At 63.4% G+C, this 21,132-nt stretch carries 22 protein-coding genes; 6 read left to right on the top strand and 16 right to left on the bottom strand.

Going from position 1 to position 21,132, the window contains the following annotated elements; genetic code table 11:
• Positions 1-62: 62 nt before the first annotated feature.
• Positions 63-1,559, bottom strand: a complete 1,497-nt coding sequence (gene malQ, locus ACYQ00_RS01610) for a 4-alpha-glucanotransferase (protein ID WP_460030487.1) — start codon at positions 1,557-1,559, stop codon at positions 63-65.
• 226 nt (positions 1,560-1,785) lie between these two features.
• On the opposite strand from malQ, the gene ACYQ00_RS01605 reads away from it, so the two are divergent.
• Both ACYQ00_RS01605 and ACYQ00_RS01600 read left to right on the top strand, forming a co-directional pair.
• Positions 1,786-2,268: a chemotaxis protein CheD gene (locus ACYQ00_RS01605; RefSeq protein ID WP_460030486.1), complete on the top strand. Its 483-nt coding sequence runs from the start codon at positions 1,786-1,788 to the stop codon at positions 2,266-2,268.
• A gap of 10 nt (positions 2,269-2,278) precedes the next feature.
• Complete coding sequence (locus ACYQ00_RS01600) at positions 2,279-3,145, top strand: HDOD domain-containing protein (protein WP_460030485.1); 867 nt, start codon at positions 2,279-2,281, stop codon at positions 3,143-3,145.
• Positions 3,146-3,259: 114 nt separating this feature from the next.
• Here the strand turns inward: ACYQ00_RS01600 and ACYQ00_RS01595 are convergent, their stop codons facing one another.
• From ACYQ00_RS01595 to ACYQ00_RS01570, 6 genes are all read right to left on the bottom strand, one after another.
• Complete coding sequence (locus tag ACYQ00_RS01595) at positions 3,260-3,973, bottom strand: ABC transporter ATP-binding protein (RefSeq protein WP_460030565.1); 714 nt, start codon at positions 3,971-3,973, stop codon at positions 3,260-3,262.
• On the bottom strand, positions 3,970-4,740 hold the full coding sequence (locus tag ACYQ00_RS01590) for an ABC transporter ATP-binding protein (RefSeq protein ID WP_460030484.1): 771 nt from the start codon (positions 4,738-4,740) through the stop codon (positions 3,970-3,972). The genes ACYQ00_RS01595 and ACYQ00_RS01590 overlap by 4 nt, the downstream gene beginning before the upstream one ends.
• Before the next feature lie 3 nt (positions 4,741-4,743).
• Positions 4,744-6,045 carry a branched-chain amino acid ABC transporter permease gene (locus ACYQ00_RS01585; protein WP_460030483.1) on the bottom strand — a complete coding sequence of 434 codons (1,302 nt, stop codon included), beginning with the start codon at positions 6,043-6,045 and terminating at the stop codon, positions 4,744-4,746.
• Between the two features lie 16 nt (positions 6,046-6,061).
• Positions 6,062-7,000 carry a branched-chain amino acid ABC transporter permease gene (locus ACYQ00_RS01580; protein ID WP_460030482.1) on the bottom strand — a complete coding sequence of 313 codons (939 nt, stop codon included), beginning with the start codon at positions 6,998-7,000 and terminating at the stop codon, positions 6,062-6,064.
• Between the two features lie 221 nt (positions 7,001-7,221).
• On the bottom strand, positions 7,222-8,376 hold the full coding sequence (locus ACYQ00_RS01575) for an ABC transporter substrate-binding protein (protein ID WP_460030481.1): 1,155 nt from the start codon (positions 8,374-8,376) through the stop codon (positions 7,222-7,224).
• A gap of 115 nt (positions 8,377-8,491) precedes the next feature.
• Positions 8,492-9,076: a peptidylprolyl isomerase gene (locus ACYQ00_RS01570; protein WP_460030480.1), complete on the bottom strand. Its 585-nt coding sequence runs from the start codon at positions 9,074-9,076 to the stop codon at positions 8,492-8,494.
• Between the two features lie 354 nt (positions 9,077-9,430).
• Between ACYQ00_RS01570 and ACYQ00_RS01565 the strand changes: the two genes are divergently transcribed.
• Both ACYQ00_RS01565 and ACYQ00_RS01560 read left to right on the top strand, forming a co-directional pair.
• Positions 9,431-10,105 carry a CBS and ACT domain-containing protein gene (locus tag ACYQ00_RS01565; RefSeq protein WP_460030479.1) on the top strand — a complete coding sequence of 225 codons (675 nt, stop codon included), beginning with the start codon at positions 9,431-9,433 and terminating at the stop codon, positions 10,103-10,105.
• Positions 10,106-10,256: 151 nt separating this feature from the next.
• Entirely contained in the window at positions 10,257-10,844 is a 588-nt protein-coding gene (locus tag ACYQ00_RS01560) for a DJ-1/PfpI family protein (RefSeq protein ID WP_460030478.1), read from the top strand.
• Between the two features lie 89 nt (positions 10,845-10,933).
• Here ACYQ00_RS01560 and ACYQ00_RS01555 read toward each other — a convergent pair whose 3' ends face one another.
• Positions 10,934-11,668 (bottom strand): rhomboid family intramembrane serine protease, encoded by a 735-nt coding sequence (locus tag ACYQ00_RS01555; protein ID WP_460030477.1) that lies wholly within the window; start codon positions 11,666-11,668, stop codon positions 10,934-10,936.
• 9 nt (positions 11,669-11,677) lie between these two features.
• Entirely contained in the window at positions 11,678-13,360 is a 1,683-nt protein-coding gene (locus tag ACYQ00_RS01550; RefSeq protein ID WP_460030476.1) for a dephospho-CoA kinase, read from the bottom strand.
• A gap of 172 nt (positions 13,361-13,532) precedes the next feature.
• Between ACYQ00_RS01550 and upp the strand changes: the two genes are divergently transcribed.
• Positions 13,533-14,159 (top strand): uracil phosphoribosyltransferase, encoded by a 627-nt coding sequence (gene upp / locus ACYQ00_RS01545; protein WP_460030475.1) that lies wholly within the window; start codon positions 13,533-13,535, stop codon positions 14,157-14,159.
• An 86-nt stretch (positions 14,160-14,245) separates the two neighbouring features.
• Here the strand turns inward: upp and ACYQ00_RS01540 are convergent, their stop codons facing one another.
• Genes ACYQ00_RS01540 through ACYQ00_RS01515 form a run of 6 tightly spaced genes read right to left on the bottom strand, consistent with a single transcriptional unit; the run spans position 14,246 to position 17,978 of the window.
• Entirely contained in the window at positions 14,246-14,728 is a 483-nt protein-coding gene (locus tag ACYQ00_RS01540; protein WP_460030474.1) for a response regulator, read from the bottom strand.
• A 26-nt stretch (positions 14,729-14,754) separates the two neighbouring features.
• Positions 14,755-15,033, bottom strand: a complete 279-nt coding sequence (locus ACYQ00_RS01535; protein ID WP_460030473.1) for a hypothetical protein — start codon at positions 15,031-15,033, stop codon at positions 14,755-14,757.
• A gap of 25 nt (positions 15,034-15,058) precedes the next feature.
• The gene (locus ACYQ00_RS01530) at positions 15,059-15,946 is read right to left on the bottom strand and encodes a universal stress protein (protein WP_460030472.1); all 888 of its coding nucleotides are present in this window, start codon (positions 15,944-15,946) and stop codon (positions 15,059-15,061) included.
• Positions 15,933-17,009, bottom strand: coding sequence for a sulfite exporter TauE/SafE family protein (locus ACYQ00_RS01525; RefSeq protein WP_460030471.1), 1,077 nt, complete (start codon positions 17,007-17,009; stop codon positions 15,933-15,935). The genes ACYQ00_RS01530 and ACYQ00_RS01525 overlap by 14 nt, the downstream gene beginning before the upstream one ends.
• Positions 17,010-17,047: 38 nt before the next feature.
• Positions 17,048-17,476: a hypothetical protein gene (locus ACYQ00_RS01520; RefSeq protein WP_460030470.1), complete on the bottom strand. Its 429-nt coding sequence runs from the start codon at positions 17,474-17,476 to the stop codon at positions 17,048-17,050.
• A gap of 31 nt (positions 17,477-17,507) precedes the next feature.
• The gene (locus ACYQ00_RS01515; protein ID WP_460030469.1) at positions 17,508-17,978 is read right to left on the bottom strand and encodes a hypothetical protein; all 471 of its coding nucleotides are present in this window, start codon (positions 17,976-17,978) and stop codon (positions 17,508-17,510) included.
• 345 nt (positions 17,979-18,323) lie between these two features.
• Here ACYQ00_RS01515 and ACYQ00_RS01510 point away from each other — a divergent pair, with 345 nt between their 5' ends.
• Positions 18,324-20,393, top strand: coding sequence for a S16 family serine protease (locus ACYQ00_RS01510; RefSeq protein WP_460030468.1), 2,070 nt, complete (start codon positions 18,324-18,326; stop codon positions 20,391-20,393).
• A 256-nt stretch (positions 20,394-20,649) separates the two neighbouring features.
• Here ACYQ00_RS01510 and ACYQ00_RS01505 read toward each other — a convergent pair whose 3' ends face one another.
• Positions 20,650-21,120 carry a DinB family protein gene (locus tag ACYQ00_RS01505; RefSeq protein WP_460030467.1) on the bottom strand — a complete coding sequence of 157 codons (471 nt, stop codon included), beginning with the start codon at positions 21,118-21,120 and terminating at the stop codon, positions 20,650-20,652.
• Positions 21,121-21,132: the final 12 nt, after the last annotated feature.

Raw genomic sequence — 21,132 nt, 5'->3', positions numbered from 1 at the left:
CCCCTGGATCTGAGGGCGTTCAGCAATATGCGGGCTAGATCATCCTGCGCATTACCTACGTATCATCCCCGACCAAAAAGAGCCGCAAGATCCCCAAAACGTTGGAGCACGCCGGATTCGAGCTGACGGGCGGTACAGCGCCAGGTCCAGTTGCCATTGGCCAGACCGGGAGTATTCATGCGGCAGTCGCACCCCAGGCCGAGGAGATCCTGCATGGGGACGATGGCTGTGTGGCCCACGCTGGCCAGGGCGATCTGGATCATCAGCCAATGCGGCTCGTTGATCTCATCATAACGGCCGGTGTACCGGCGCAGGCGGTCGCGATCCGCGGCCGCAGCCTCTCCCAGCCACCAGCCCAGGGTGGTGTTGTTATCATGCGTGCCGGTATAGACGACGCAGTTTTCCTCATGGTTGTGCGGCGCATCCGGGTTCTCACCAATACCGGGGCCAAAGGCGAACTGCAGGATTTTCATGCCGGGAAAGCCATACGTCTTTTTAAGCTCGCGAACGTCAGGAGTGATGACTCCCAGATCCTCGGCCAGAATGCGCAGGCCCGGCAGGCTCTTGGTCAGCTCGGCAAAGAAGGCCATCCCAGGCGCATCCACCCACTGGCCGTTGATAGCCGTCTTCTCCCCGGCGGGAACCTCCCAGTAACCGGCAAATCCGCGGAAATGATCCAGACGGACCAGGTCGTACATGGCCATGGCGTGGCCCATGCGTTGTACCCACCAAGCGTAGCCAGTGGCCGCGGCGGCGTCCCAGTCGTAGACCGGATTGCCCCAGAGCTGGCCGGTCTCGCTGAAATAATCCGGTGGCACGCCGGCCACGGCCACAGGGCGGCGTTGGGCATCCAGCTTGAACAGATGCGGATTGGCCCAGACATCTGCCGAATCGAAGGTGACATAAATGGGCACATCGCCCACCAGCTGCACCCGACACTTGGCGCACACCTTGCGCAGCGCCTGCCATTGCCGGGCAAAGCAGTGCTGCACAAACTGCTGGTAGCGGATTTCCCTGGCCGCTTCCTTTTTCCAGGCAGCCAGGGCCATGGGGTGGCGGTCCCGGAAGGGTTCGGGCCAGTCTGTCCAGATGGCGCCGCCATAGCGGGCCTTGAGGGTCACGAAACAGGCGAAGTCATCCAGCCAGGGGCTTTCTTCAAGAAAGGCCTGGAAGAACGGGTCGGCGTCCAGGGAGGGAGAGGCGGCCTCGAAGGCAGTGCGCAGGCAGCGTTCCTTGAAGGCTTCCACCTTCTCGTATTCCACACGGGCAGCCTGGAAGCTGCCTCCCTCCTGGAGCTGCGCCTCGGGCAGCCAGCCCGCGGCGGCCAGGGCGCCGAGATCAATGCACAGCGGGTTGCCGGCAAAGGCGGAGCAGGAGGAATAGGGGGAGTTGCCAATGGCCGGGCTGGTCGGGCCCATGGGCAGCACCTGCCAGTAGCGGATCCGCTCCTGGTGCAGGGCCTTGGCAAAGGCATGCGCCTGGGGGCCGAGATCGCCAATGCCGTGGGCGGACGGCAGGGAAGTGATATGGAGCAGCACGCCGCTTCCGCGAGGGAGCATGGTTCCTCCTGCTGATGCCGGGGGCGGCGCAACACCGCACCCCGCCGTGAAGGGAAGACATGGAGACTGTTGCCGGCAACTTTCACACGAGTGCCGGATGTGGTCAACCAGTTCAACTGGATAGGGGGATAATCCCTAAAAGATGCCGCAATATTCTCGCTTCCCCTGGACAATGCCGGCCGGAAATCGGTATAGAAGATCGACTTCATCAGGGGGCAATCGACTCATGATCATCATCGGCGTAGGGGAATTCAGCGCATCACGCATCCCGGGCGAGGATCTCAAGACCTTCGCGCTGGGTTCGTGTGTGGCCATCATTCTCTATGATTCATCGTGCAAGGTGGCAGGCATGGCACATGTCGCCCTGCCTGACTCCTCCATTAACCGGAGCAAATCCTCGGAATTGCCGGGCTATTTTGCAGATACCGCCGTGCCTGCGCTGCTGGCTGCCGTCTCGCAGGCCAATGCTGGGAAACTCCCGCCGGGCCTGCATGCCCGGCTGGCCGGGGGCGCGAGCGTGCTGCGCGGGCCGGATCAGTTTCAGATCGGCAAGCGCAATCTGGCCGCCGTGCGCAATGCCCTGGCCAAGTATCGCGTGCGCATCAGTGGCGAGGAAGTAGGCGGCAGCATCAGCCGGACTGTGAGCGTGGATCTGCATTCCGGCTCGATATCCATTCATTCGCCCGGCCGGGCGCCGCAATCGATGTAGAGGAGGAGGCATGCTGGACCCTGCGGCCCCGATCACGCCCATGCTGGAGCGCATTGAGCGACTGCCCTTGCTTTCCGGCACGGCAAACGCCCTGCTGCAGGTGCTGCAGCGCGAAGAATATAGCCTTGCAGAGGTGGCTCGTCTGGTGGAAGCCGACGCCGCCCTGACCATCAATATTCTCAAAGTGGTCAATGCGCCTTCCTTCGGGATGGGGCAGATGGTGACCTCCATCCCCCGTGCGGTCTCCTTTCTTGGAGACAAGCTGGTCATGGGCATTGCCCTGGCCAGCAGCACGCCGCAGGTTTTCAACCATGACCTGGCCGGCTACCAGGGCCGCACCGGCCAGCTTTGGGAACACAGTCTGGCCACCGCCATTGCAGCCAGGGAGTTTGCCCGACTGCTCGTGCCGCCGGTGGTTCCCGGCCTGGCCTACACTGCCGGCATTCTGCATGACATCGGCAAGGCTGTGCTTTCGGAATTTCTGGAGGGCAGGGCCGAGGAATTGCTGACCAAGCTTGACTCCCAGTACACGGAAGACTTTGCCCTGGCCGAGGCCATGTCCCTCGGCACGGACCACGCCACTCTGGGCGGTCTCCTGGCCCGGCGCTGGAGGCTCCCCGAGCCCCTGGTGCAGGCCATTGCCTACCATCACAGCCCCGGCAAGGCCGCTCCGGAGTGGCGGGGCCTTTGCTGCGCCGTGCAGCTGGGCGATGCCCTGGCCATGTGTCTGGGCGCGGACACGGGCTGCGACGCCCTGCAATATTCCCTGGACGACGCCATCTGCCCCATGCAGGAACTGCATCCCGGCATTATGGATTCCATCGTCTCCACGGTGCACGGGGAATTCGAAAAGACGCGGACGCTGTTTTTTTCCTGACGCCGTAACTGTCTGCGGGCAATCCAGGCCTCGCCGAACGATAAGAAAAAGGAACCCCGCCAGCGTGGCAGGGTCCCTTTCAATGCGTGTGGGAAGCGGCGCGGCGGTGTTTGATCAGCCGCCCAGGTAGGCCTTGACGATGGCCGGGTCGTTGAGCATCTGGTCGCACTGGCCTTCGCGGACGATTTCGCCGTGCTCCAGCACATAGGCCCGGTTGGCGAACTGCAGGGCCATGCGGGCGTTCTGTTCCACCAGCAGGATGGCCGTGCCTTCCTTGTTGATGGTCTCCAGGGCCTCGAAGACACGCTTCATCAGCAACGGCGCCAGCCCCATGGATGGTTCGTCCAGGAGCATGAGCTTGCGGGCGGAGACAAAGGCCCGGCCCACGGCCAGCATCTGCTGTTCCCCACCGCTCATGGTGCCGGATTTCTGGTGCTTGCGTTCGTCCAGGCGAGGGAAGATGTCGAAGATGCGCTCAATGTCCCTGGCCACCTGGGCATGGTCCTTGCGGGCAAAGGCCGCCAGCTTCAGGTTCTCCAGCACCGTGAGGTTGCCAAAAAGCCGCCGGCCCTCGGGCACGTGGGAGATGCCCAGCTCACTGACCACTTTTTCCGGCGGGTACTTGTTCAGGTCGTGGCCATTGAAGGTCATCACCGACCCGGGCTCGGCCGGGACCAGCCGGGAAATGGCCCGCAGGGTGGAGCTTTTGCCCGCGCCGTTGGCCCCGATGATGGTCACCCGTTCACCCTCGGCAATGCTGAAGTCGATGCCGTAGAGGGCCTTGATCCTGCCGTAGGAGAGTTTGAGGTTGGACACGCTGAGCATCAGGCCACCTTCTCTTCGCCCAGATAGGCCTCGATGACCTTGGGATCGTTTTGGACTTCCGCCGGCGCACCTTCGGCCACCACCTGGCCAAAGACCAGGCACTGGACGCGGTTGCACAGCTCGCGCACCACCTTGAGGCGGTGTTCGATGAGGAAGATTGCCAGGTTGAACTTTTGGTGCGCCGTGCGGACGACTTCGATCATCTCGTCCAGCTCGTCCGGGGTCATGCCCACGGTGGGCTCGTCCAGAAAGAGCACCTTGGGGCCGGTAACCAGGGCACGGGCCATTTCCACCCGCCGGGCAGCGCCATATGGCAGGTTGGTGGGGTGGAAGTGGGCGAACTTGGCCACGTCGAACATTTCCAGATAGTGATAGGCGCGCTCTTCGATCTCCATTTCGCGGCGCTGGCGGCGGCTGGTGCCGAAGCAGGCGTCCCAGATGGAGTAGCCGAGCTTGGAGTAGCAGGCCATCTTCACGTGTTCGAGGGTGGTCATGTGCCGCCAGAGGCGCATTTCCTGAAAGGTGCGGGAGATGCCGCGCGCGGCAATCTGATTGGGCCGCATGCCTTTGATGGAGACGCCATCCAGCAGCACCTCCCCGGTGTTGGGGGTGTAGATGCCGGTGATGCAGTTGAAGGTAGTGGTTTTGCCCGCGCCGTTGGGGCCGATGAGGCCAACCACGTCGCCGGGCTCCAGGGTCAGGGTATAGCCCGAAAGGGCCTGCAATCCGCCGAAGCGGATGGAGATATTTTGCACGTCAAGCAGGGGCATGGCCTAGTCCCTCCCCTTGGCCTTGGTCTTGCCGCCGGTCGCCTCGGGGGTGCGGGGGCCAAGCAGCGAGCGCAGATTCACGTCCTTGAAAGCGACCAGCCCGGTGGGGCGGAAGACCGTCACCAGGATCAGCATCAGCGGAATGACGACCCATTTGAGGACTTCCAGGGGGCGCAGCATCTCGCTGAGCATACTGATGCTCACCGCGCCGACAATGGAGCCGTACACCGAGTTCAGGCCGCCGAAGTAGACCATGGCCAGGATTTCCGCCAGCTTCTGCACGCCGAAAGTGGAGGGGTTCACGAATCGCAGCACATGGGCAAAGAGCCCGCCCGCCACGCCAGCCCAGAATGCGCCCATGAGAAAGGCGATCATCTTGATGCGCCGTGTATCCACAGTGAGGGCTTCGGCCGCGGTTTCGTCGTCGCGCACGGCGTTCAGGCCCTTGCCCAGGGTGGAGGTGACAAAATTGTTGATTACCCAAACACCCAGCAGGACCATGCCGAAGACCATGGGCAGGGTGGCGAAGTCCGGCTGGCCGTTCATCCCGCTGGGGCCGCCGACGATATCCAGGTTCTCCAGGCTGCTCTTGACGATGAACAGGAAGGCCAGGGAGATGATGGCCAGATAATCGCCGCGGGTTTTGAAGGACGGGATGGCCACGATGAGCGCGCCCAGCGCCGCCACAATCCCGCCAATGATCAACCCCACGGGGAACATGAAGTGGCCCATGGATTCCGGCAGCAGCGCAGCGCCGTACAACGTGGTGTTGGCGAAGAGGCCCATGGAGAACACCGAGGTCACATACGCCCCCAGGGCCATGAAGCCGGGATGAGAGCAGGCAAACTCGCCCAGGTAGCCGTTGGTGATGTTGCAGCTCAGCGTGGCCAGCACGGCGATGAGGGTGAACTTGACGGTAACCAGCTGGTAATCGGACATTTCCGTCCAGATGTGCAGCACGGCGTATGTCAGCAGCAAATGGACCACGGCCGGCACGGCCACGGGCAGGGCTGCCATGGCGGTGGCCAGGCGATTGGTCAGCCCCCTGGAGCCCAGAGCCACGACAAATGCGGGGACAAGGTACATGGCCAGCACATAGCCGATGGTGGCTGGCGACTGGACGACATCCTTGAGGATATCCTGCAGGCCAAACATGACCGGGACTTTTTCCAGCCCCAGGATCCGGGCGCACTGTGCGCCAAGGAAGGATTCCAACAGCACGGCGGTGAGGGCGCCAAGGAGCCAGCCCAGCAGCGGCACACTGGCCAGCAGGGCGCGAAGAGGGGAATGCTGTGTTGGTTTCATGACATGCACTCCCCTGTTAGAGCCGCAACCGGGCGCTGTATGCCTCGCCAAAGAGGCCTTGCGGGCGGAACACAAGGATCACCAGCACGATGGAGTAGGCGATCAGATCCCGCAGGCTGGACGGGAAGAACATGGCCACAAAAATTTCGATGAACCCCAGCAGGAACCCGGCAAAACAAGCGCCCATGATGGAGCCGCGGCCGCCGAGAATCGCTGCCACAAAAGCTTTCCAGCCAAAGGTCACCCCCATGAGCGGGTCCAGCACAGGGTAGGCCAGGCCGAAGAGAATGCCCGCCGCCGCGGCCAGGGCCGAGCCGATGGCAAAGGTGAGCGCGGCGATGAGGTTGATAGGCACACCCATGAGCGGGGCCACCACAAAATCATAGGCCATGGCCCGCATGGCCATGCCCCAGCGGGTGCGGTGAATGAAAAAGTGCAGGGCGGCCATGAGCGTCAGGGAGATGGCCACGATCATGATCTTTTTGTTGGTCAGCACCACGCCGGCAACCTTGAAGGTCTGGCTGTCGATGAGCGAGGGGAACAGGATCCGCTGCCCTTTGGTGATGAACATGATCACCGTTTCGAGGATGATGCCGATCATAAGGCCGGTAATGGCTGCGGAGGCGCGCGGGGCGCCGCGCAAGGGGCGGTAGCCGATGCGCTCCACCAGCACGCCCAGCGTGGCCGTCAGGACCATGGAAATGAGAATGACCGTACTGAGCATCAGCCAGCCCGGCACGGCCAGCCCGGCCATGGGGCCGGCGGTGATGAGCCAGAGCAGGGCAGTGCTGACGCCGAAGCCAATATAGGCCCCGGTCATAAAAATGTCCCCATGCGCAAAGTTGAAGAGCATGAGGATGGAATAGACCATCGAATAGCCCAGGGCGATGAGGGCGTAAAAACTCCCCCATTGCAGGGCATTGATGCAGTTTTGGAGCAGGTACGTGGTGGTCATGCCGATTCGTTCCGGTTAAGATATGCACCGCAAAAGGCCCCGGACTTGCGACGGGGCACTCGTCAGCCGATCGGGAGGTCCTGGCGTTTTGCCCGGGGCAGGGGCCGCAGGGTGCAGGACCAATGGCCAGCACGAGCGAAAAGGCGGCAGGCCTCGCGGTGTCCGAACGTCTGGAAGTCCAGGACTGGAAACCGGAACCCTGCCGCCGTCATCAGATCATGCTAGGGGCAGACAGACTGGAAGAAGCTGTACTGGCCCTGTTCGTCGATCTTCACCACCACGGCGCACTTCTCGGGGTCGTTGCCCTTGGAGAAGTTCATGGTGCCGGTGATGCCGGGGAATTCCTTGATCTTGGACATGGCCAGGCGAACGTTTTCGCGGTCCTTGGTCAGGTCGCCGGTAACGCCGGCATCCTGGATGGCCATGAGCAGGAGGTTGGTGGAGTCCCAGGTCAGCGCGGCAACGTCGTCAGGCGTTTTGCCAAACTGCTTGGTGTAGGCGTCGATGAACTCCTTGGTGGCGCCACGCGCGCCAGCGGCGGCGTAGTGCGTGGAGAAGAAGTAGCCTTTGCAGTCGTCGCCGCACAGGCCCATCAGATCGCCACTGCCCCAGGAGTCAGAACCCAGGATGGGCTTGTCCCAGCCCAGTTCCTTGGCCTGCTTCACGATCAGGGGCACTTCGTTGTAGTACTGCGGGGTGAAGAGCACATCGGCGCCGGAGCTGACGATATTGGTCAGCTGGGCGCTGAAGTCCACATCGCCGGTGTTGAAGCTTTCAAAAGCCACCACAGAGCCGGCACCGTGAATTTCTTCAAAGGCCTTCTTGAAGAACTCGGCCAGGCCCTTGGGGTAGTCGCTGGCCTTGTCATACAGCACCGCGGCCTTCTTGGCCTTGAGCTCGCCCGTGGCGAACTTGGCCACCACGGGGCCCTGGAAGGGATCCAGGAAGCAGCCGCGGTACACATAGGGGCGGTTCAGGGTGGTGTTGGGGTTGGTGGACCAGGGGCTGACCATGACTGTCTTGGAGTCGTTGGCAGTCTGCCCGGCGGGGATGGCCCGGCCGGAACCCTGGGGGCCCACCATGGCCAGGATGGCGTCTTCGGTGATCAGCTTGGTGGCGGCGCGCACTGCGGATTCAGGCTTGGATTCGTTGTCTTCGTACACGAACTCAAGGGTGTATTTTTTGCCCTTGATGTCCACGCCGCCAGCGCCGTTGATCTTGGCCTTGAGCATCTCGGCAGCGTTTTTGGAAGACTGACCCACATCGGGGATGTCCCCGGTCAAGGGGATGTTGAAGCCGATTTTGATGCTGTCCGCCCAGGCGGCGCTTGCAAAAGCAAGCGTAATGGCCAGCGCAAATCCGAGGGTCTTCTTCATGCGTCGCCTCCTGTTTCAGTCTGGAATAGCCCGAAATGGGTGTGATTCCCCTGCTTACACCAGCTCAGCGTAAAATGAAACCCGTTTTGACAAATCTGTCACAGGTTGCAGGGCGCTACTCGCTGGCCGTGGCCGACTCGATGATCACAGGGTCCACAGGCACGTCGTCGTGGTAGCCCATGCTGCCGGTTTTCACGGTCTTGATCTTGTCCACCACGTCCTGACCTTCCACCACCTTGCCGAACACCGCATAGCCCCAGCCCTGCATGCTCTTGCCCTTGTGGTTCAGGAACTCATTGTCCTCGACATTGATGAAAAACTGGGCCGAGGCGGAATGCGGATCCTGGGTGCGGGCCATGGCCACGGTGTATTTGTCGTTCTTCAGTCCGTTATCGGCTTCATTCTGGATGCCCTTGCGGGTGGGCTTTTCCTTCATGGCGCTGGTCATGCCGCCGCCCTGGACCATAAAGCCGTTGATGACGCGATGGAAGATGGTCCCGTCGTAGTGGCCGTCCTTCACATACTGCAGGAAGTTGGCGCAGGTCTTGGGGGCCTTTTCGGTATTGAGTTCGATGACGATGTCGCCCATGCTCGTCTTGAGGGTGACCATTGGGGCTCCTTGCTGGCTTTGCGCCGGGGAGGCGCAGAGGATGACGGTCAATGAAAGGGCCGCGACAGCGGCGAGCAACGTTTTGATCATGTGCCTGCTCACAAAAATCGGTGAAACGGGTTGGCAAAACCGGAACGCCGGTGCGGCCTCGTCAGCCACATCGACTTGACGCGGTATGCCTGATGGCGGTGGTTTTGTCGAGCAGGCGCGACAGGGGAACCCCCGTTTGGGCCAGGATGTCGGGCCATTGCGCTCCAGACGCACCCGCCGGGGGGACAGCGCATTTTTTTGTTGCATCTTGCGGTGAAATTGAGACAAATATCGTGAACGCCTGTCATGGATGCGGCAGGCGTGCGCGGGCGGCGCCAGCTTGGCGCAATGCGGCGCGGCTGCATCCCAAACAAGACGATCCAGGACCCCGCACGCCGGCACAAGGAGCCACGTATGCTGATTCGCGACTGGATGACCAAAGACGTCATCACCGTGACCCCGGAAACCTCCATGATGCATGCCGCAAAACTGCTCAAGGACCACAACATCGGCCGCCTGCCTGTGGTGGACGAAAGTGGAAGGCTGGTGGGGGTGGTCTCGGACCGAGACATCAAGGCCGCCTCCCCCTCCAAAGCCACCACGCTGGACGTGCATGAGCTGTATTACCTGCTCGATGAGCTGCGCATCAAGGACATCATGAGCAGCAAACCCATTGCCTGTCTGCCCACGGACACGGTGGAGCGTTGCGCCCTCCTGCTCACGGAGAACAACATCGGCGGCCTGCCTGTGGTGGACGAGAGCAACCGGGTGATTGGCGTGATAACCGATACCGACGTCTTCCGCGTGCTTATCGCCATCACCGGCGTGCGGCATGGCGGCGTGCAGCTGGCCGTGACCCTCTCCACCCAGGATGGCGCGCTCATGCAGGTGCTGGAAGCGCTGCGTGACGAGGGTGCGCGCATCGTCTCCATTCTCACGGCCATGGAATCCCTGGAGTCAGAAACCCGCGAGGTGTACATCCGCATGCTGCCCATGGACCGGCAGAAGGAAGACGCCATCGTGGAGAAGATCCGGCAGAAATATCCGCTGGTGTACTGGGCCCGGGATCAGGTGCATCCACTGGTCTGAGAAGGATAAAGCTGCACTGTAACAGCTTCGTCACATTGAAAAACGTGGGAAAAGCGCTTGCCTTTGGCGGGCGGTGCGGTATCGTCCCATAGTCCGTCTCTCACGTTCCTGCAGGAGCGCACGCTGCGTGCGCCACAATCCGGAGGGTTGCATGTCCGCCAAGAAAATTCTGATGCTCGTGGGTGATTTTGTTGAAGATTACGAGGTGATGGTCCCGTTCCAGATGCTGCTGATGGTGGGGCATGACGTGCATGCCGTCTGCCCCGGCAAAACGTCCGGCCAGACCGTGAAAACCGCCATCCACGATTTTGAGGGCGATCAGACCTACACGGAAAAGCCCGGCCACAACTTTATGCTGAATGCCGATTTTGACGCCGTGGATCCCGCCAGCTATGATGGGTTGGTGATTCCCGGCGGCCGCGCGCCCGAGTACATCCGCCTGAATCCCCGGGTCTTGGAGATCGTCCAGCATTTTGCCTCGGCCAACAAACCCATTGCCGCGGTGTGCCATGGTCCGCAACTGCTGGTGGCCGCCGGTGTGCTCAATGGCAAGGGCTGCACGGCCTATCCCGCCGTCAAGCCGGACATCGTGATGGCCGGCGGCAAGTGGCTGGACTTTAATGCCACCTTTACCGACGCCCAGGTGGACGGCAATCTGGTCACCGCACCGGCCTGGCCTGCCCATCCGGAATGGATGCGCAAGTTCCTGGAACTGCTGGGAACCACCATCCAGCCCTAGTTCCTGATTGCACGAATACCTCCCCATCTTGGGTGGGGACGCGGGGGGAGATCCTGGCGTATGCCGGATGATCTCCCCCCGCTGCCGTTTCAGTGCCTGTCGAATCTGGCCACCCCGATGCGGCGGCCGCGGTCGTTGTAGCAGAAATAGCAGCGGTTGCGGTTGCGAAACAGCGGCAGCAGGGCCATGCCGGCCAGGAACCCGCCGGCGTGGGCCCACCAGGCGATGCCCGCACCATCTGTGCTGTTCAGCGATGAAATGCCGGAAAAAAGCTGGATGAGGAACCAGATCCCCAGGAAAATCACCGCCGGTATTTCCACAAAGTACGGGATGATAATGATGGGGATCAGCGTGAAGACCCGCGAATGCGGGTAGAGCAGGAAATAGCTGCCCATGATGCCGGCGATGGCCCCGGACGCGCCGAGAATGGGCGAGGTGGAGTCCGGATGAAAAAAGGCGTGCAGCATCAGGGCCGCCAGGCCACAGCACACATAGAACAACAAGAATCGCCAGGGGCCCATGACGTCTTCGATGTTGTCCCCAAAAATCCACAGGAACAGCATGTTGAGCAGAAAGTGCGCCCACCCAGCATGTAAAAACATGTAGCTCAGCAGGTACAGGTGCGTGTCTGGATAATACTGCCAGGCGGACCAGTCCCCATGAAAGAGCCGGGCCGGAATGACACCCCAGAAATGAATGAACTGCTCTTCCAGCTGCGGGGGCAGACCTTGTTGATACAGAAAGACAACCGTGTTGGCCACGATGATCAACAACACGGCCAGGGGCCGATGCACGCGGGGGATGGAGTCTCGCAGGGGGAGCATTGGTGATCCTTAAGAACTGTGCAGCAACGAGGCGATCACACGCCGTTGCCGCCGTGTATGCGCGGCGCGCAGCCCGGCCAACACCCGCCTGAGGGCGCGCACGCGCCCGGGCAGGGCGGCCAGGGGGGCGGTGTTGTCCACGATGAGCTGGCAGCGGTTCAGCTTGGCCGCTTCGTCCCATTGCCAGGCGTCCATGACGGCAGTCTGCTCCGCCGACCAGCCTCGCTGTGCAGCCAGCCGGGCGTGGCGTTCCCCCCGGGAGCAGTGCACGCCAATGAGCAGGTCGGCCATCGTCTCGCCGGGGATGCCGGCGTCCCAGCCGGCTTCCACCGCCAAAGGAATCTCGGCCGCAGCCAGGGGGCGGCCGGCGTGTTCGTCCCAGAAGGCGGCCAGCCGGGCCTTGACCATGGGGTGGATCATGGCTTCCACCTCCTGCCGCAGGCCGGGTTCGGTCCGCATGGCCTCGAACAGGGCGTGACGGTCCAGGTGGCCATCTTCAGAGAAAAACCGTTCGCCATAGCGGCGCTGGAGCATGGCAGCGCCGTCGCCTCCGGGCGCATACAGTCCGGCCACGCAGGCGTCGGCGGAAAAGACGGGCACGCCCTGCCGGGCCAGCTCCCCGGCCACAGCGCTCTTGCCGCTGCCGGGCAGGCCGGTGACGATCACCCGCTGGCACTGCCGCTGCAGCCGCAGCAGGGTGCCCAGCATTTCCCGCGGCAGGGGCGAGAGAAAGGCCAGACGCTGGCCGCTCACGGGGTGGGCAAAGGCAGTGCGCCAGGCGTGGAGCATCTGCCGCCGGGCCGCGGACTGTCGCATGGTTGCCGTGTCGCCGGGCCGGCGGGTCTGGCCGCCATAGAGCCCGTCGCCAAGCAGCGGGTGGCCGATGTGGCGCATGTGCACCCGGATCTGGTGCGTGCGGCCAGTGTGAATGGTCACAAGGACCAGGGCAAAGCGGCCAGCCGGATCGGCCTGCAGGATCTGATAGTCCGTCACTGCCGGTCGTCCGCCCTTGGGGACCACGGCCATGCAGGTTTTGCGTGTGGGATGGCGGCCGATGGGGGCTTCGATGCGGCCGGAAGCCGTCTCGGGCACGCCATGGCAGATGGCCAGATAGGCCTTGTCCACCTGCCGGTGCTCAAAGGCTGCGGCCAGGGTCTGGCGGGCCTTTTCGTGCCGGGCCACCACCAGCAGGCCGGAAGTGTCCTTGTCGATGCGATGGACGATGCCCGGCCGTTCCGTGCCCATGGCCGCCAGATCCGGGTACCGGGCCAGCAGGCGGTGCACCAGGGTTTCTTCCTTGCAGCTGGGCGCGGGATGCACGGTGAGGCCGGCCGGCTTGTCCAGCACCAGAATGTCTGCATCCGCATGCAGGATGCGCAGGGCGTCCTCGCGATCTATGGCCGGCGGGCAGGCCGTGGGCGTGGTTTCGGGCAGGTTGCACAACTGCAATCGCTGCCCGGGAGCGAGTGTCTGGCGCGGGGTGCGGCAGGCGACATCATCCAGAAAGACGCAGCCGGCCTTGATCCATTCCTTGATTTTTTCACGGGAGACGCCTTCGGCCTTGAGCAGACCGGCCAGGAACCGGTCCAGCCGCTCGCCGGAGGCGGTATCGGGGAGGGGCAGGAATCCGCCGGTCAACAGGGTCAGGGCCGGCGAGGAGGCGGTGGAGGGCAACATCGGGCTGGAGGGCATGGGGGACCTGGGTCTTTGGGGCGCACGGCGGGGGCGCCATGCGGTCTGGAATTATCAAAAGAGCGCGCCGCAGCCTTGCCACCCGCCCGATTTCATACTACGCCAGCCAAGGCCCGCGCGGCAAGTCGTCTTCATTCATCTCACCCGATTTCCCACTCCCGAAGGAGGAGCCATGGCGGTGCATGTCGTCAATCATCCCTTGGTGCGGCACAAACTTGGAATCATGCGACAGCACGACCTGGACGTCAAAACCTTCCGGCATCTGGCCACGGAGATTTCCCGGCTCCTGGTGTACGAAGCCACCAAGGATCTGGAAACCGAACCGGCAACCATTGAAGGCTGGGCCGGGCCGGTGGAGGTGGACGTGATCAAAGGGAAAAAAATCACCGCCGTGCCCATTCTGCGGGCCGGGCTGGGCATGCTTGACGGCGTGCTGGACATGATCCCCAGCGCCAAGGTCAGCGTGGTGGGCATTTTCCGCAATGAGGAAACCCTGGAGCCGGTGCGCTACTTCACCAAGCTGGCCAAGGATCTGCCCGAGCGCGTGGCCCTGATCCTGGACCCCATGCTCGCCACCGGCGGCACCCTCGTGGCCACCATCGACCTGCTCAAGGAAGCCGGCTGCCAGTCCATCAAGGGCCTGTTCCTCGTGGCCGCACCCGAAGGTATCGCCCGTCTCAGGCAGACGCATCCCGACGTGGATATCTACACCGCCGCCGTGGACGAGCGCCTGAACGAACACGGCTACATCCTCCCCGGCCTCGGCGACGCCGGTGACAGGATTTTCGGCACGCGGTAAGGGGCGAGAGAAATAAGAAAGAAGGAGTCGGGGGAACTGAGTTCCCCCGAGCCCCCTCCAAACGGGTTTCCCCGGATTGCTGCGCCTCAGCTGGCCAGGGCCAGGCCGGCGGGGGTGCCCATGGCTTCGTCGATACGGCCGAGGAGATCGTCAATGCTGATGGGCTTGGTCAGGTAATCGAACGCGCCCAGGCGACGGCAGGCCATGGCCTCGCGCACGGACTCGTGCCCGGTGAGGATGATGACCTTGACCTCAGGATGGCTGAAGTGGAGCATCCGCAGCACATCCAGGCCGCTCATGCCGGGCATGTACATGTCCAGCACCACCACATGGGGAGGCTCGCCGCAGGCACGGGCCAGGGCGTCCTGCCCGCCATAGGCCACGGACGGATTGTAACCGCGCAGCCGCAGGCGTTCGGCCAGGGTGTCCACAAATTCGGCCTCGTCATCCACAAGCAGGATGCGCCAGGGTTCGCCGGCAGCAGCCAGGGGGGCCAGGGCGGCGTGGCCGGTGGGGGTGGGGCGGTGCGATTCGACGCCAGAGGCAGAGGCAGGGTCGGCTGAGGGCATGACGGGCTCCAGTGGTTTGGCGCTGTTCAGGGCAGGACGAGCTTCAGTAAATATTCCACGATGAACCATCCGGCTGCCAGGCCCAGGCCCAGCTGCGCGGTACGCCAGAAGTTGGGGGTGATGCGCCGGATGGTGGCTGTGGCGCTCTCGCCGTCTTCGCGGACGCTGAGGATTTCGAAATGGTCCGCCTTGCCGGAGCCGGCGCGGGCGGAGACGATGTTGCCCTGCACCAGGAGCGGCGGGGTCTTGCCCTTGAGGGTCAGGGCCAGCGGGCCTTCGGATTCTTCAATCCATTGAATGTCCATGTTATCCTCCGCAAGGGGATAGGCGTCAGGGAACCACCAGCACGGGCGCCGGAGTGGCCGGGGCTGGCACGCGGCGCAGGACCTCCTCCACTACGCTGCCCATGAGCAGACGGGAAAGGCCGGTGCGGCCGTGGGAACCCATGATGAGCAGGTCGGCCTTGGTTTCAGAGGCCAGTTCGAGGATGGTTTCGGCCGCGTCGCCGTGGCGGACATACCCTTCGACGCTGACCCCGGCCTCGGCAGCCTGATGGCGGAACCGGTCCACCGCGCTGCGGGATTTCTCGAACAGTTCGAGCATGATTTTTTCGTACAGATGATACTCTGCCGGCACATCCACCACGGCGGCGGCAATGATGGCGCTGCCATAGGTGCGGGCCAGCGCCAGGGCGCGTGCCGCAGCGCGCTCGCTGCACGCGGAACCGTCCAGGCAGAGCAGGAGGCGGGAAAAGCCGGTGCGCGCGCCTTCGGGAATGATCAGCGTCTCGCGCCGGGCGTAGCCGATGACCCGGCCGGTGGTGGGGCCGGCAGCGCCGCCAAGGAAAGATGTGCCCGGGAGGGCCTCTCTCCCGCCACCCAGGACAATCCAGCCGGCATGGCAGCGGTCGGCCAGATCGGTCAGCACCTCGAACGGCACGCCGGTTTCCAGGTGGATGGTGCAGGGGACGTTGGCCTTGGCCGCTTCCTGCCGCACCCAGTCCAGCACGGCCCGGTGGGGGGCTTCCACCTCGGCCATGTGGTCCTTGAAGTGCAGCAGGGACATGCCTCCCTCGAACTGCGGCACAACCGAGACGGCAACAACGGCCGCCCCCAGGGAAGCCGCCAAAGCGACTCCCTGGAGGGCGGCGTGCCGGTCCCGTTCGCTGTCGGTGACAGCGAGCAGGAGGGTGGCCGGTTGCGGATTAGGCGTGTTCACAGGCCGCCCCATAGCTGGCCTTTTCTTCGCGCAGTCCCTTGAACATGGCCTTGAGGATGATCACAGCCCCGATCACCAGCGCGGCGCACATGGACACGAAGCTCACCTGGCTGAGCAGGCTCAGGGTGGAATCGCCCACGCTCATAAGCCCCAGCTGCGTCAGGTACTTGGGCATGGCCAGGGCCCGGCTCACGGCAACGATGAGCATGATGGTGGCCATGACGTATTTGATCATGTAATCCTTGACATACGTGGTGCCGATGGCGCCCAGCTGCACGCCCAGGAGAGAGCCGGCCAGGATGATCAGGGTGAGGCGGATATCCACCATGCCGTACCAGGCCCAGATGGCCGTGCCGCCCAGGCCCATGACAAAGGCGATGACCAGTTCCGTGGCCGAGGCCATCAGGCTGGTCATGCCCAGCAGATAGATCATGCCCGGCACGCCCACAAACCCGCCCACGGCGATGGTGGCAGCCATCATGCCAGTGGCGAAGCCCAGGGGCGCGGTGACCCAGAAGGAGCAACGGATACCGCTGCGCTTGAAGGTGATCATGGGCCAGATGTTCAGGGCGCGAACCTTGGCGGAAAGTGCCGTGGGCTTTTCCACTGCGCCGGTTTTCTTGAGGTTTATGGCGTCCTTGTACACAATGGACCCCACCACCAGCAGGATGACCACAAAGGAGAGGCTCACATACAGGTTGGAACCGGCCTCACCCCAGGAGTCCAGGATCCATTTCTGGACCTGCACGCCGATTTGCACCCCGACTTCGGCGGAAATACCGATGATCAGGCCCATTTTGACGTCCACCTGGCCGTATTTGTAGCGCTTCATCGCGCCCACAAGCGCTTTGGGGAACTTGTGGCACATGTTCGAGGCCACGGCGATGGGCCCGGGCACTCCCAGGCTCATCATGCCCGGGGTGAGCACAAAGGCGCCGCCGGAGCCGATGAAGCCGCTCACCAGACCGCCCACCACGCCCACGAGGAACAGGAAAATCGCGCCGGGCATGCTCAGATCGATGAACTGCAAGGCCTCTGCGGCAATGTCAGGAACTGCTGCCATGATGGTATCCTCAGAAAGGTATGCGTTGTTTTGGGGGGTTAGGCCTGCACGGTGGCGCGAGGGCGGGCGTCAGGACGCTTTTGCACAGGGGCGTCCGCCACAGTGGCCTTGGCCGGCTTCTTGGCTGAGGCTTCGATGCCCAGGGCAGTCCAGAGGTTGCCAGTGAAGTTGCCGTGAATCCAAGAGAACAGAAACACCGTGGCAATGGGCAGCACGGCAAAGGCCTTGCCTTGCTTGCAGAGATTAAGCAGTGGATCGGCATAGATGAACGCAGCCGCGTACAAGGCCAAAGAGGCCAGGCCATACACAGCGGTCTTGGTGCGGGCGCGGTTGCGGGAGAGGGTGGCGGTGGTCACAGGGCGTTCCTCCAGAAGGGTTGCTGAGTGGACAAGGGATGCATCCCAGGCGTCTGCTTCGGCAAAGGCGAGCTGCACTCCGAAACTGTCGATAGCGTGCTGCAGGGACATGGCCTTCTCCTTGAGTGGACGGATGCTGCCGTTACACGGTGAACACGGGGAAAGGACTTTTCTTGGAACACAGCAGGTTCGACGCGCCAATGCAGACGGCGAACTGCACATGGGACAGGGTACTGATAAGTCTGGTGAGCTTGGATACAAAGTGAGTGCTATACTGCACATGAACCACATAATGCTCTGCGGAAATGGCCCGTTGCAGTGCAGTGACCATCTCTTGCGGCAGTGTCTGCACCGTGGCCAGAAGAACATCGGCGGTAAAACGCTGCAGCATGCTTGCCATATGCTGAATTTGCAGGGGGATGAATTCGGCATTGGCGGCCACCACTATGGTGGAGGCCCGTCTGGCCCGGAGGGCTTCCAGGGTGGCCATGGCCTGCTGCTCCTCCTCGCGCAATGCCTCGCGCAGCCCCTCTCGCAGGCCCAGGGCCTCATCATGGCAACCCGCTTCGGCCATGGCCCCTGCGGCCGCCCAGGTTTCGAATCGTGAACGCATGCGTCGTGCCTCCAAGCGTTTGTTTCGTTCTTCACAAAGGCAAGATGCGGGCCAAAAGGCTTTAAATAACTATGTTGCTGGAATGACATGTATTGTATAATCAACGTGCCGCTGTCGCGTTGAATGCCTGTTGCGTGCTGCAACAGAAAACAGGGCAGGCGTTGCTGCGCATGTTGCGATGTGCAATGAATCGGCGTGGTGGTGTTGCGGGATGCAACAGATGGACATCAGTTCACGCTTGGGGCATGTTTCACGAGCACTGCAGCCACAACCGTCTGCCGCAACTGCATCCACAAGACGCATGCCGCGTTCTGGCAAACATGGGCACGCATGGGGAGAGTACGCATGGCACTTTTCAAACGCAGTCCGTCCCAGGAACCGTCTGTCGTTGCACCGCCGGCCACCGCAAGGGATGCCCCGGAGCCGTCGGACGCCTCTGCACCGGATGTGCTGGAATCCCTGCGTATTCGCCTCCAGCAGACCACGCTCCCCGAGGCCGCCCAGGCCGTGGCCCGGCGCGAGTTGCAGCGCCTGCAACGCACCGACCCCTCCCACGGCGAATACACCGTGGGGCTGGGCTATCTGGAATTCATCCTGGACCTGCCCTGGCGCAAAAGTGTCCGGGAGCGGCTGGATCTGGCTGCTGCCGCCAAGATTCTGGAGCAGGAGCACCACGGCCTGGCTGCAGTGAAGGAGCGGGTACTGGACCATCTGGCCGCGGCCATCATGGTCCGCCAGGCTGCGGCCCGCATTCTGGTGGTGGATGACGAGCCCATTGCCCGCGAAAACCTGGCCCATGTGTTGCGCAAGGAAGGGCACGAGGTCCTCGTGGCCGGCAACGGAGAGGAGGCCCTGACCCAGCTGGAGGCCAGCCCCGTGCAGCTGCTGATCACGGACATGAAGATGCAGGGCATGGACGGCCTGGAACTGCTCCAGCGCGTGCAGGAACGCTCCCCCGGCACGGACTGCATCATCGTCACCGGCTACGCCACCGTGGAAACCGCCGTGGATGCCCTCAAGAAAGGGGCCTTCCATTATCTGGCCAAGCCGCTGAACCTGGACCGCCTGCGGGCTGTGGTGCAGGAGGTGCTGGATTCGCAGCAGGATGCCCGCACCCGTCTGGCGCCGGTGCTTTGCTTCAGCGGCCCCCCCGGCACGGGCAAGACGTCTATCGGCCGGGCCATCGCCACGGCCCTGGGCCGGCCTTTTGGCCGGCTCTCCCTGGCAGGCCTGCGCGATGAAGCGGAGCTACGCGGCCATCGCCGTACCTATGTCGGGGCCATGGCCGGTCGCATCCTTCATGAAATCCGCCGTCTTGGCTGCAACAATCCCGTGCTTATGCTCGACGAGCTGGACAAGGTGGGCCAGGATTTTCGCGGCGACCCGGCCTCCGTCCTCCTCGAAATCCTTGATCCCGAGCAGAACAAGGCCTTTGTGGACAACTACCTGGAGACGCCTTTCGATCTCTCCAGGGTCCTCTTTCTGACCACGGCCAACACGCCCGAACGACTGCCCCGCCCCCTGCTGGACCGCATGGAGTTTGTGCCCTTCTCCAGCTACACCCTGGCGGAAAAGGTGGAAATCGGCCTGACCCATCTGGCCCCCCGCCAGCTGGAAGCCGCAGGCCTGCCTCCTGCGCAAGTGCAGATTACCGGGGAGGCCATGGCCGCGCTGGTGCGGGAGTACACGCGTGAGGCCGGAGTGCGTAATCTGGAACGCGCCATCGGCGGTGTCTGCCGCCGGCTGGCCCGGCAGGTGCTGACGGGAGAAAGAACCCTTCCGGCCGTCATCCAGCCCGAGGATGTGGCCCGCACCCTGGGCCGGCCCCAGCGGCCCCTGCCCCAGGGCTGCGGCGAGGCACTGCCCGGCGTGGCCACGGGACTGGTCTGGAGCGAGACCGGCGGTGAGGTCATCCAGGTGGAGGCCGCCCGCATGCGTGGTTCAGGCCGGCTCCTGATGACCGGCTCCCTGGGCCGGGTGCTGCGTGAATCCGCCCAGGCCGCCCTGAGTCACCTGCGCAGCCACGCCCCGGACTTTCTGGTCGATCCGGACTTCTTCCATCAGCACGACATCCACCTGCACATCCCCGCAGGCTCCGTGCCCAAGGACGGCCCCTCGGCCGGAGCCACCATTGCCATGGCCCTCTTGTCCCTGCTCACGGGGCGCCGATTCCGCGCCGACACAGCCATGACCGGCGAGCTGACTCTCAGTGGCCGCCTGCTGGCCGTGGGCGGGGTGAAGGAAAAGATCCTCGCCGCCGCCCAGGCCGGCAAGTCCCGCGTGCTCCTGCCCCGGGCCATGGCCGACGCTGTGGCCGACCTCGACGCCGATGTGCGTGAGGCCGTCACCATCATTTTTGTGGACGACGTGCGCCAGGCCGCCGCGGAGGCGCTGGAATGCATGAGAGAAGGATAGAGAACGGCCGGAGTTGGGGGGCTCCCTTTCTGGAGAAAGGGGTCCTCCCACCCCCCCTCCCCAAAGACTTGTCACAGGGGGTGGAGGGCGAGGCATTCATTGAATAGGTGGCCCGATGAGGCGGTGGCGCGGGATTCCTTTCCTGCAGCAGCAGGGTGCGCGCCACCCATGGCCACAGGAAAAAGTGAGTGGGAGTGGGGGAGGAACTCTTTTTGCAGAAAGTGGTTCCTCCCCCAACATGTTGTCCTGCCTCGTGTTATCCGGCCAGGGCGGCCTGCACTTCGGCCAGTCGGGCGGCGTAGTGGTCGATGTGCCGGCGCAGGTGGGCGTAGTAGTCCTGGGTGAGGAAGTCGAGCGTCAGGGGGCCGTCAGGGGTGCGCCAGGCATTGGCTCGGGCGTGGTCGGGAATGGTGGCGGCCAGGTGGAGGAGCAGGGCGTTGTAGCTGGTCCACAGGGCGCAGAGGGTGCGGAAGTCGCAGCTGGCATAGTCCTGGGCCTGCACCCAGGGTTCGGCGTCGTAGCCGGGAAACTGGTCGAGATCGCCGAAACGCAGCCGGGCGAAGCGCTGGTGATTGTTGCAGGCCGAGTCGATGAGGTGGCCGAGGATTTCACCAAGAGTCCAGACATCCGGGCCCAGGCGCAGCTGGCCGGCCTGGGGGGGCGTGGCGTCCAGCAGGGCCTGCATGTCGGCCACGGCGGCGCGGGCAAGGTCCATATCGAGCATCATGAGGTATCCTTA

The organism is Megalodesulfovibrio paquesii (genome assembly GCF_054653055.1).
This window is presented reverse-complemented; position numbering and strand designations above follow the sequence as displayed.